This window comes from Fluviicoccus keumensis, assembly GCF_004217445.1.
In the GTDB taxonomy this organism is placed as follows: Bacteria; Pseudomonadota; Gammaproteobacteria; order Pseudomonadales; family Moraxellaceae; genus Fluviicoccus; species Fluviicoccus keumensis.
The window spans coordinates 1-11,970 of the sequence record NZ_SHKX01000016.1 but is presented as its reverse complement, the minus strand read 5'-3'; the positions used below and the strand labels follow the sequence as shown (position 1 = coordinate 11,970).

The 11,970-nt window shown below is 61.9% G+C and carries 8 protein-coding genes and 1 tRNA gene; 5 read left to right on the top strand and 4 right to left on the bottom strand.

The annotated features are described in order from the left end of the window. Positions 1-120: 120 nt before the first annotated feature. The gene (locus EV700_RS15125) at positions 121-795 is read right to left on the bottom strand and encodes a TetR/AcrR family transcriptional regulator (protein WP_165391510.1); all 675 of its coding nucleotides are present in this window, start codon (positions 793-795) and stop codon (positions 121-123) included. Between the two features lie 144 nt (positions 796-939). Between EV700_RS15125 and EV700_RS15120 the strand changes: the two genes are divergently transcribed. The 3 genes from EV700_RS15120 to EV700_RS15110 all read left to right on the top strand — a co-directional run bounded on the left by EV700_RS15120 (position 940) and on the right by EV700_RS15110 (position 4,260). Continuing rightward, positions 940-2,409, top strand: coding sequence for a flavin-containing monooxygenase (locus EV700_RS15120; RefSeq protein ID WP_130415329.1), 1,470 nt, complete (start codon positions 940-942; stop codon positions 2,407-2,409). A 72-nt stretch (positions 2,410-2,481) separates the two neighbouring features. After that, on the top strand, positions 2,482-3,312 hold the full coding sequence (locus tag EV700_RS15115) for an SDR family NAD(P)-dependent oxidoreductase (RefSeq protein WP_130415327.1): 831 nt from the start codon (positions 2,482-2,484) through the stop codon (positions 3,310-3,312). 168 nt (positions 3,313-3,480) lie between these two features. Then, positions 3,481-4,260, top strand: a complete 780-nt coding sequence (locus tag EV700_RS15110) for an SDR family NAD(P)-dependent oxidoreductase (protein ID WP_130415325.1) — start codon at positions 3,481-3,483, stop codon at positions 4,258-4,260. 93 nt (positions 4,261-4,353) lie between these two features. Here the strand turns inward: EV700_RS15110 and EV700_RS15105 are convergent. After that, a tRNA-Lys gene (locus EV700_RS15105) sits at positions 4,354-4,429 on the bottom strand. A gap of 228 nt (positions 4,430-4,657) precedes the next feature. Between EV700_RS15105 and EV700_RS15100 the strand changes: the two genes are divergently transcribed. Both EV700_RS15100 and EV700_RS15095 read left to right on the top strand, forming a co-directional pair. Beyond that, positions 4,658-5,968, top strand: coding sequence for a surface lipoprotein assembly modifier (locus tag EV700_RS15100; RefSeq protein WP_130415323.1), 1,311 nt, complete (start codon positions 4,658-4,660; stop codon positions 5,966-5,968). A gap of 15 nt (positions 5,969-5,983) precedes the next feature. Next, a complete protein-coding gene (locus tag EV700_RS15095; RefSeq protein ID WP_130415321.1) occupies positions 5,984-8,266 on the top strand; it encodes a FecR family protein in 2,283 nt (760 codons plus the stop codon). 51 nt (positions 8,267-8,317) lie between these two features. On the opposite strand, the gene EV700_RS15090 is transcribed toward EV700_RS15095, so the two are convergent. After that, positions 8,318-9,997 (bottom strand): ShlB/FhaC/HecB family hemolysin secretion/activation protein, encoded by a 1,680-nt coding sequence (locus EV700_RS15090; RefSeq protein ID WP_130415319.1) that lies wholly within the window; start codon positions 9,995-9,997, stop codon positions 8,318-8,320. Between the two features lie 14 nt (positions 9,998-10,011). Then, on the bottom strand, positions 10,012-11,970 hold a 1,959-nt coding region (locus EV700_RS16885), incomplete at its 5' end, for a YDG domain-containing protein (RefSeq protein WP_242610288.1).

The following is an 11,970-nucleotide window of genomic DNA, read 5'->3' as shown; positions in this document are numbered from 1 at the left end:
CGAAACAAGCGGGCAGAAATCTTTTTGTTATAAACATATGCAGGGTCAGGTTAGGTCATTTAAGGCCACAGAACAAGATTTTCCCGACCGCATATCGGCTTTTTGCGCCACTTTGGCGCATCAGCTTACAGAAACTGCCGTTTTTCCTCCCGACAAGTAATTTGCCACCCCGGCGAAGACCGCATAACAGTTTTCCAGCACCACCTCCAGCGGCTGCTGGAACCCGCCGTAGACCCAGCGCGCCACGATGTGCGCGTTTGAACCGTTCAGCCCGGCGGCGATCAGGTCCATCCTGATCAACGGATCCTTCGGGGGTGGAAACAGCACATTGCCGAATTGCGTCAGCATGCGGTCGAAGGCGTTCATCGTCTCCTCAATCAGCGAGCCGTGTTCCAAACGTACCTGCGGCACCTCGATGAACAGGATACGCGCCACCCGCGGGTCCTGCCGCACAAACTTCAGGAAAGCCTCCAACCCGGCGCGGATCAGCGCCAGCGAACCCTGATGGCTCTGCCCCATGATCGCGGTGAGGATATGCTGCTGCATGCTCTCCACGGCCTCGCGGAACACCTGCGCGAACAGCTCCTCGGTGCTTTTGAAGGACTCGTAGAAATAGCGCTCGGTCAGGTGCGCCTCGGCGCACAGCTCACGTACCTTGGTGTTGTAGAAGCCGTGAGTGCCGAATAATTGCAGCCCGGCATCGACAAATTTGCGGTGACGCTCGGCCCGGCGCTGCTCGGCGCTGACGCCCCGGAAGCTCCGCCCTTTCTTGATTTCCGCTGTCTCTTCACTCATGCCCGTCACCTTGATTGACCCGCCTGACCTGCCCGATTGCATCATCAGCCAATGTTACATTTATTTTTGAAACGCATTGTTGACAACGCTTGATGTCAACAATATATTCCGACAACACCTGTTGTCAACTTCGAGGGGAAACCCATGCAGAACACTACCGTCCAACACTTCGATGTCGCCATTGTCGGCACCGGCTTTTCCGGCCTCGGCATGGGCGTCGCCCTGAAGAAAGCCAAGAAGAACAACTTCGTGATCCTGGAAAAGGCCAACGATGTCGGCGGCACCTGGCGCGACAACCACTACCCCGGCTGCGCCTGCGACGTGCCCTCGCACCTGTATTCCTTCTCCTTCGAACCGAATCCGAACTGGTCGCGCATGTTCGCGCCGCAGCCGGAAATCAAGGCCTACCTGCAACACGTGGCCCACAAGCACGGCCTGATCCCGCACACCCGCTTCAACCAGGAAGTGCGCGAAGTGCGCTATGACGAAAGCATCAAGCGCTGGAAAATCACCACCAAGAGCGGCGCCACTTATATTGCCCGCGTGGTGGTCAGCGGCATGGGCGGCCTCAGCACCCCGTCCTACCCGGCGCTGAAGGGCATCGAGAACTTCAAGGGCAAGGCCTTCCACTCGCAGGACTGGGACCATAACTATCCGCTGGAAGGCAAGAACATCGCCGTCATCGGCACCGGCGCCAGCGCCATCCAGTTCGTGCCGCAGATTGTGCCCAAGGCCGCGCATGTCGACCTGTACCAGCGCACCCCGCCCTGGATCGTGCCCAAGCCCGACCGCGCCATGACCGCCGCCGAGAAGAAGATCTTCAAGCTGATTCCGCAAACGCAGGAAGCGCTGCGCAACGCCATCTACACCCAGCTGGAAGTGCGCGCCCTCGGCTTCGTGTTCAGCCCGCGCGTGCTGAAGGTGGGCGAGCTGATGGCCCGCCGCCACATCCGCAAGCAGATCAGCAACAAGGAACTACGCAAGAAGGTCACCCCGGACTTCTCCTTCGGCTGCAAGCGCGTGCTGATTTCCAACGACTACTACCCGGCGCTGGACCAGCCGCATGTGGACGTGGTGACGCAGGGCATCCGCGAAGTGCGCGAGCACAGCATTGTCGACAGCAACGGCGTTGAGCGGCCGGTGGACACCATCATTTATGGCACCGGTTTCAAGGCGCAGGATCCCATTCCCAAGGGCGCGATTTTCGGCCGTAACGGCGTCGATCTGGTCGACTTCTGGAAGGAAGGCCCGGAAGCCTATCTGGGCGCGGCCATCACCGGCTTCCCCAACCTGTTCATGCTGATGGGCCCCAACACCGGCCTGGGCCACAACTCGATGGTGTACATGATCGAGTCGCAGATTGCCTATGTCATGGACTGCCTGAAGCAGATGGACAAGAACAACTGGCAGGTGGTGGACGTGAAGCCCGACACCTACGCCGAATTCAACCGCGACACCCAAAGCAAGCTGGGCGGCGCGGTGTGGAGCACCGGCTGCCAGAGCTGGTACGTCAACGCCAACGGCAAGAACACCACGCTGTGGCCGGGCTTCACTTTCGACTACCGCCGCAAGACCGCGCAGTTTGACGCGAAGAATTACCAGGTGGAACGGTAACAGGATATCCCCTCTCCCCTTGTGGGAGAGGGAACTTATGACGATTAACAAAGACAACCCCGAGGACACCCCATGAAATCCTTCGAAAAGAAAGTCGCCGCCATTACCGGCGCCGGATCGGGCATCGGCCGCGCGCTGGCCGTGAAGTTGGCCCAGCAGGGCTGCAACCTGTCGCTGAGCGACGTGAACGAGAAAGGCCTGGCCGAGACTGTCGGTCTGGCGCAAGCCTACGGCGTCAAGGTCACCAGCGCCAAGGTGGACGTGGCCAAGCTGGAGCAGATGCAGGCCTGGGCCGCCGCCACCGCCAAGGAGCACGGCAAGGTCAACCTGATCTTCAACAACGCCGGCGTCGCCCTGGGCAGCACCGTGGAAGGCATGAGCTACGAAGAACTGGAATGGCTGATGGGCATCAACTTCTGGGGCGTGGTCTACGGCATCAAGGAATTCATGCCGCACCTGAAGGCCTCCGGCGACGGCCACATCATCAACATCTCCAGCATCTTCGGCCTGGGTTCGCAGCCTTCGCAAGGCGCGTATAACGCCAGCAAATTCGCGGTGCGCGGCTACACCGAGGCGCTGCGTCAGGAACTGGACCTGCAACAGTGCGGCGTCAGCGCCACCTGTGTGCATCCGGGCGGCATCAAGACCAATATCGCCAAGGCCGCGCGCATGAACGACAGCATGAAATCGATCGGCATCGACCCGAAGAAGGGCCAGCAGAACTTCGAGAAGTTCCTGCACGTGACCCCGGACGACGCCGCCGACGCCATCCTCAACGGCGTGAAGAAGAACGCCCGCCGCGTGCTGATCGGCGCGGAAGCCTATGCCTTTGACGCCATGCAGCGCCTGCTGCCCACCGGCTACCAGAAGCTGGTGACGATGGGTACGAAGTTCATGCAGTAACCGCTACCCGCCTCCAGGCTGATGGCAAGCCCCCTTTCCGGGGGCTTTTTCATGCCTGCGACACAAAATGAATGACCATTCATCGGAATTCATCACTTCTACACTTTCATAATTATCGAATTGTCAAATAAGATAGCCCCATCGAAACCCACTGATGAGGAACACCCCATGAGCAGCACTCTCGCTACCGTTATTACCGGCGCTTCCAGCGGCATCGGCGAATCCCTGGCCCGGCAACTGGCCGCTTCGGAACCGCAGGCGCTGGTGCTGGTGGCCCGCCGCACCGACAAACTGGCGCTGCTGGCGCAGGAACTGAAGACGCATCACGGCGTGCGCGTCGAAACGATCGGCCTGGATCTGGAAAAGCCGGGCGCGGCCCACGAATTGCTGGCGGCGGTGCAGGCGCTGGGGCTGGAAATCGACACGCTGATCAACAACGCCGGTTTCGGCATCAACGAGGAACTGGCGGACATGCCGCTGGACCGCGTGCAGGGCATGATGCAGCTGAACATGGTGGCGCTGACCGAACTGACCCACGCCGTACTGCCGGGCATGCGCAGCCGGAAGCAGGGCCGCATCATGAACATTGCCTCGGTGGCGGCGTTCCAGCCCTGCCCGCGTTTTGCGGTCTACGGCGCCACCAAGGCCTATGTGCTGTCGCTGTCGGAAGCGTTGGCCGCTGAAGAACGGAAGAACGGCATCAAGGTGCTGGCGGTGTGTCCGGGCGCGACCCGCACCGAGTTCCATGATGTGGCAGGAAACCATGGCACGCTGGCCACCAAGCTGATGGATACGCCGGATACCGTGGCGAAGACGGCGCTGCGCGCCTGGAAGTGCGGCTGTTCATCGGTGGTGACCGGTGTGATGAACAAACCCTTGCCGCTGATCAATCGGGTGTTGCCGCGCTGCGCGATGACCTGGCTGGCGGGGAAGACTGTTGCCCGTTAAGGCTGCAAGACCGGCGGGATGACAGTGTCTCCCGCCGGATTGGCAACGTCTGAAATGACGAAGGCCCGCACATGGCGGGCCTTCGAGGGTATTTGGTGGGTTGTCACAGATTCGAACTGTGGACCTACGGATTAAGAGTCCGCTGCTCTACCAACTGAGCTAACAACCCATCGCATCAAGCGAGGGCAGCATAATACCAACACTTCCCGCCATGCACAAGCATGGAAAGCCTTAAGCGCTCACTCTTTGTGCACTGCGAAATCCCCCCACGGGACTCTCCGACCCCATTCGCACCCCCGAACCGCGCCTATCCGACGACGAGCCGGGCCTCGACCTTCCCACACCCGTCAATGCCCTTTAAAATCCGGAGATTAATTCGATATCAGGGACTGAAAACATGCGACTTAGAACCGTTCCCCTGGCCTTATCCCTGGCTATCTGCCCCCCTCTCTTCGCTGATGACCTGCTACAGCAGGCCAACGCCCTGATTGCAAGCCAGAAAGCCGCCGAGGCCGTGAACCTGCTGGCGCCCGTTGAGGATGAGCGGGCCGGCGACCCCGCCTTTGACTACCTGATGGGCGTGGCCCGGCTGGAAAGCGGCGACCCCAGTCAGGCGGTCTTCGCCCTGGAGCGCTGCCTGGCGGTGGAACCGGATAACGGTCCCTGCCGGGTTCAGATCGCGCGCGCGCACCTCGCCATCGGTGAAACCGCCAATGCCCGCGTCGAGCTGGAAACCATTCAGGGCTCCAACCCTCCGCCGCAGGTGCAGCAGCTGGTCAGTCAGTATCTGGGCACGGTGGGAACCCTGGAAAAGCAGCGCAAGGAACAGTTCAACAGCTATATCCAACTGGGTCTGGGCCACGACTCCAATACCAACAGCGCCACCGACCGGCAACAGGTCGCCCTGCCCGGCTTCAACAATATACTCTTTACGGTCAACCCGGTTTCCCGCCAACAGGACAGCATGCTGCTGCAAGGCCAGTACTCCGCCAGCTACTTCAATCGCGTGTCTCCGACGCTGACCGTGCTGGGCGAAGGCAATGTGCTGGTGCGCGGTTATCCCGACAGCGCCGACTATGCCTATAGCGTGCTGGATGTTGGCGGCGGCGCGGCGGTGGACCGGGGCAATCACCAGTTCCTGGGCAAGCTGCAACTGCAAACCATGCGGCTGGGCGGTTCTCCTTACCGCAACCTGACCGGCGTCTTGGGGCAATACCAGTACGGCATGGGCGGCAACGCCCGCCTGGCGCTGTGGGCCCAGTTGGGCTTGCTGCGCTATGACCAGTCCAGTCGTGACGCCAACCGCACCACCCTGGGGGCGGCGTTCTCCAACGGGCTGGACATGAAATACGCCCCGGTATTTTTTGTCAGCGCCTATGGCGGTCAGGAACGCACCCGCGACTCCGCCTCCGACTCGGCCAGCCAGGATTTCTTCGGCCTGCGCGCCGGCGGCTCACTGACGCTGTCGCGCAGCCTGAAACTGAACGGCTCGCTCAGTAACGAGCAGCGCAACTATGTCGGCGTGTTCCCCAATTACGGCCGGGCGCGTGACGATCAGGAAACCAGCCTCAACCTGGGCATGGCCTGGCAATTCGCTCCGGCAATATCGTTGCAACCCGCAGTCACCTTTACCCGGAACGATTCGAACATCACGCTGACCGACTATGAACGTCATGTCATCAGCCTTGATATCCGTTTCGACCTGTAACACGGAGGAATCATCATGCAAGGACAAACCCGACTGCACGCCTCGCCGACACTGCTGGCGTTCCTGATTGCCGCCGCCTGCGCCGGGCAGGCCTCGGCCGATGTCGCCGGCCGCGTCAATTTCGCCACCGGCCCGGTTAAGGCCATCGCGCTGGACGGCACCCAACGCACCCTGACGCGCGGCGATTTCGTCAACAGCGGCGAACGGCTGGAAACCGGCCGCGGGCGTCTGCAGATCCGCTTTACCGACGGCAGTTTCCTGTCGTTGCAGCCCAATACCATTTTCCGGCTGGACAGCTACCGTTTCCAGAAGGACAAGCCCAACGAAGGCTCGCTGCTGTTCAACTTCGTGCAGGGCGGCATGCGCACCATTACCGGCGCGATCGGTCATATCAACCGGGCGCAATACAAGGTGCGCACTCCGGTGGCATCGCTGGGTATTCGCGGCACCGGCTATGCCTCCACCTATACCCAAGGCACGCTGACGCTCAGCGTCGACAAGGGTATCGTCAACGTTTCCAATGACTTCGGTTCCAGCAATGTCAATGCCGGGCAGACCTTCCAGGTGGTGCAGGGGGAAGCGCCGCGACTGGCGCCCGCCGGGGTCAGCGCCGAGGCGCGCGCCCTGCCGCCCGCCCGGGATGCGGCTCCGGCAGCAGGCGCTGAAATCGCCGACACCCCCGGCCTGAACTCCGATGCCGGCATTGTGGCAGGCAACAATCAGGACTTCGGCCAACTGGTGCTGGATAACGTCCTGCCGGACTCGGTCTACCCCCCGCAGAGCGGTGCGCCGCTGCCCTCTTACACGGTCGGCACCCGTTTCGTGCAAGCGGACGGTTCGCTGCTGGTTTCCGGTCTGGGAGCCTACTTCAACAGCACCGACACGGCGCCGATGCACGGTGGTCTGGTCCGTCTGATGCAAACCGCCGGGCCCGTGGTCACTACGCTGTTCAGCGTCGGAACCCTGCAATTCAATAATGTCACCACGCTGGGCGCCCTGTCATACGGGGAATGGACCAACGGGACCGCTGCGGTCGGCAAGCTGGATCCCTCGGACAACGCCATTGTGCTGGGTGCGAACGTGTTCGAGCCCTATATCGTCGGCATCACCGCCCCGCAATCGCTGGCGCTGGACGCCGCCGGTAACGGCACCCGCCTGTCCTACGCCTTGGCGGGCGGCACGGTGGCGGGCAGCAGCGACGGCGAGTCGGGCGTACTGAAATCCCTGACAGTGAACGTGACGCTGGCCCCGGTCACGCTGGTGGATGTCGACATGACGATCGGCATGGCCAATACCGGCGACTATGTTGCGTCAGGGCATGGCATCCGCGTCAATACTTCCGGCCAAAGCACCACCAACGGCTTCCAGCTGACCGGCAGCGACCTGCTCGCGACCGGCCAGAACTGCACTACCGGCTGCGCGGTCCGTTTCTCGGCGTTCTATGCCGGAACCGATCCGCAACTGGGCGCGGTGTATATCATCAACCGCCCCAATGCCCAGATCAGCGGCGTGGCGGCGCTGGATCTGACCGGCAAGACCGCCGTATCGCAATTGCTGCCGGATGCCGCCTCCCCCACCTATCGCGCCGTGTTCGCCAAGGGCGGCAGCCCGACTGCGGCCAATGCCATCAGCGCCGACTTTGACGCTGGCGGCAAGTGGCTTTCCGGGACGACCGCGAACGGCTCTTATGGCCCGTCGGGAACCTCGGCCGCCGCCAGTCAGGATGTCGTGCACGCCGCCTCGACGCTGTCCTGGGGACAATGGGTCAACGGCGACGCCATGCTGGGCGGATCGGTGCCGGTCAGCCTGAACAGCCAGGGCGTGCATTATCTGGTGGGCTCACCGACCGCCTCCGGGCAACTGCCCACAACGGTGCTGACCTACCAGTTGGTCGGCGGTACGCATCCGTCGCTGGCGGATGCCTCCGGTTCGCCGGTTTCCGCCGGAGCCCTGACCTCCGGTTCGCTGACGCTGGATTACGGCCTGGGCAAGGCCAGCCTGGGTCTGGGCATGAGCTTTGTCTCCGGCGGACAGGCTTCGGCGGTGCAACTGACCGGCCAGAACGGCTCCCTGTCGGCGGGGAACATCAACTTCAATACCTTGGGAGTGACGGTCGGGGTCGGCTCGGGTTCACCCGTGGCTTGCACGTCGTGTTCCGGTTCAGCCAGCGGCTTTGTCGCCGGTTCGGCGGGAGAAATGGCGGGATTGGGTTTTGGCGTCAGCGGCGTCACGCTGCCGGGTGTCAGCGGCGGCTCCATCACCGGTGTGGCCGGGTTCGGCAATCCCTCCACCAACTGATCGGTCGGGTGCGCGGCGGCAACAGGCCGCGCACCCGATCATCCTCAGGGATCAAAAGACGTAGTTGCCCTGCAGCCAGATACGGGGCTTCTGGTCTTTGTCGGACTGTGGCGCTTCACCGCCGCGCCACGCGATGCTCATCTTGAGCATCACCGGTTTCACCGGCTGGGCGTTGATGCCGACGCCGTAGCCGTGCAGGTTGCGACTGTTCACGCCCGCCGCAAAGGGATCATGATTGATCTTCACCCCCCCCGCATCCACAAAAACAACACCCTGAAGCACCGGCAGCAAGGCCTGACGCCATTCCAGCGAACCCTGCCAGCCTTCATCCCCCAACCCCTCCCCGGCCGGATAGGCGCGGATACCGTTCACGCCGCCCAAGACCATCTTTTGTGAGGAGTCCAGATTCTTGTTTGCAAACTGGGACGTCACGGTCGCGTAAAGGCTGGACCGGCCGCCCAGCGACTTCAACACGCTGGCGCTGACTCCCCATTTGTTGAAACTGCCGTTGGTGCGGGGGCCCAACTGGTCCGTGCCCAAGGCTTTCGCCGACTGGATATCCAGATTGCCGAACGTGCCCTCCAGCCGCCAGGCTGTCGACCAGGAGCTGCCGCTGTAGTTCCCGCTCAGACGCAGCAAGGAGTCCTGCACCTTTTTATCGGTATCGGACGCAAAAAGACCGATCACATCATTCAGACGGCTCTGCTCCAGCACCAATTCGGCCGTAATTTTCCGGTTTACATCCAGCACCAGCGGATAGGAGGCTGTCAGCCCCGCCGTCAACGAGGTGCCGTGGGCATCCAGCGAGGAAAACTGGTCTCCCAGCTGATAGCGGTTGAAGGCTACGCTGACACCGGTGCGCAGGCCGGAGACACCGACCGGCGTATCCCAGGCCGCGCGGGCATAGGCCAGACTTTCATCACTGAGCGAGGTCCGGAAATCCAGACGATCGCCATCATGCATCGGATTATTGATCTGCGCATGACCCGTCAAGCGGTACTGGCCGGTGAAGCGGTTACCGGTATTGTCCAGTGAAGCCTCGTAGAGATTCGCGCCGCCGTCGGGGACATTGACCGTCAGGCTGGTGGAGCCCACCGTGGAGCCGGGCTGCAGCGAGCCCTGCACCCGACCCACCCCCGGCAGATCGCCCATCAGCAACAAGGCGCGATTGATGCGCGCCCCATCCATCAACTGACCCGGCTCCGCCTGATTCCCCAACAGCGCCCGCAGGCGCTCATCCGAAACACCGGACTGATTCTTCAACTCAATTTTTTCCAGACGGCCTTCCAGCACCTGAATCGTCACCACGCCGTTCCGGATGGTCTGGGCCGGCAAATAAGCCCGGGCCACGGCATAGCCGTGCTTGCGGTAAAGCCGGGTGATCAGCCGGGTAGCGCGTTTCAGTTGCTCGTAGCTCTGTTCCGTGCCGATCATGGCGTCATAAAGCGACTCCAGATCCTCGGCCTTGAATACCGAGCTGCCCAGCACATGCACGGCCTTGACCTTGACCCGCACGCCGTTATCCGGCGTTTTCGCCTGCGATTGGTCCGGGGTTTCGGGCTCCAGCGGGTTATAACCGCGACCGGAGGGAACCGGAGCTGTCGTCGGCGCTTGCTGCTGCAAGGTCTGCCCGGCATCCGGGCGTTCCGCCGCCATCACGGCCCCCGCCTGCAAACCCGCCGCCAGAACAGCCGCTCCCTGCCACATGGAATACATTTTCTTGGTTTTCATGAATATCCGGGTCCTTACAGAGTGTTCTGGTCGTCATCATCGTCATCGTTCTGGCCGCCCGGCATCTGGACGCCCCCGCCAAGCAGCACGAACTGGCTGCCCGTTCCACCGATTTCACCGCCCGGCATATCCTGTGGCGGAGGCGGCGGCGGATTACCGTCGGCCGGATCCTGACTGAAGGACGGATTATTGGCCGGCGGCGTTTCGTTGCCCTGACCGCCGCTGGCGGCGGCAATGACGGTTAATTGCCCGGGCTGGAAGTGGATCGTGTAGTTAGGCGCCGTTAAGCCGGTGGGGGTAATGGCGTAGGTTCCTGGCGCGGACGTCGTCGTTGCGGGTGTCTGGAATGACAGGGTTCCATTCAGGCCGGACACATAGCTGGACAGATCTGTCGACGTCCCCGCATTGAACAGGGAGTTGCCGGACAAGCCGGTCAGGTTGTCGCCGATCACGAACTCGTTGATGTTGATGGTGAACGCCGGATTTTCCGTCCCGGCGACCTTGGTGGCGTCATTGGCCTTGATGGTCAGGTCGGCGGGGGTAATGCTGGCTTGCAAGGTTTGCCCGGCCAGGGTGTAGTTGGCCGCGTCTGTGCCGAACAGGGTATAACCGGCCGTGACCTGCTTGTTCACCCCGGCGTTCTTGTCCGCAAACACGCCGGTTGCCCCGACCATGACATCATCACCGCCGACTTTCCCCGCGAGGGTACCGGCAATGACTTGCGCATCCGTGGTCGCGTCATAAACCTTGTCGAGAGCGTTGCTGCCGCTGATGCTCAGCGCCTTGGGGGTGATATCCGCCAACAGTGTTTCGCCAGCGAGGGTGTAGTCCAGACTCTCGGCTCCCGTCAGGCTGTAGGTCACACTCACGGACTTGTCCGCGCCAACCCGCTTGTCAGCAAATTGACCGTTACCCGAGACACCGACCGAATCACCCGCCACGAGGCCGCTCAACGAACCGGCGGTTACCGTAGCCTGGGTGGAGCCGTCATAGACCTTGTCAGCCGCGGCACTTCCGGCAATCTGCAGCGCCTTGGGCGTAATACTGCCGGTTAACTGTTCGGCCGGAACAAAGTAATCCCCCGCCGATGCTCCGCCGAGATTGTAGGAGACCTGCACTGCCTTGTTTGCGCCGACATGACGATCCGCAAACTGTCCTGTGGCCGAGCTGATAATCACCTGATCCAGCCCGAGCACACCCACCAAACGACCGGCGCCAACCTGGGCCGCGACATTGCCGTCATAGACCTTGCTGAAAACAAGACTGGGGGTCACGGTCAACTGACGCTGGAAAATATCCGCCTGCGTTTGTGCATTGCTACTGACAAGGCGGTAATTGCCCGCATCCGCACCGGCCAGGAATCCACTGACATTGACTGTCAGGCCTGTTCCGGCATGGATATCGGCAAAGGCGCCAACCGTGGCCAAGCTCACGTCCTCGGCAATGCCGGGGCCAACCGGTACGCCATTCAGCGTGCCGGTTGTCTGAGCCAGAATGGTGCCGTCATATACCTTGCTATCCGCCAGGATCTGTCCGGTGATGTCCAAGGCGGAAATGGTCGCCGTAGCCGTCGTGTTGGTGCTGACGCTGTAATTGAGCGCATCCGCGCCGCTCAGGCTGACTGCAGAGAACGTGACGGATTTATCCGCACCCACGTTCTTGTCCGCGAAACTGCCCTGTGCGGTCAGATTTACCTGATCGCCGGACAGAACTCCGCTCAGCGATCCCATTACGCCGGCCGTCTTGGTCGCATCATAAATCTTGTCCTGCGCCTGGAGGCTCCCGCTCACAGCCAGTCGGTCGATGTTCGCCGTCGTCGTTGTGTTGGCGGTCACCGCGTAGTTGCCCGCGTCCGTGCCGCCAGTGCTGAAACCGACGTTCACCGTCTTGCCGATTCCAGCGTTCTTGTCCGAGAAGCTGCCATTGGTCGTGAACGTGACGTTATCTCCCGACAGGATGCCGCTCAACGAACC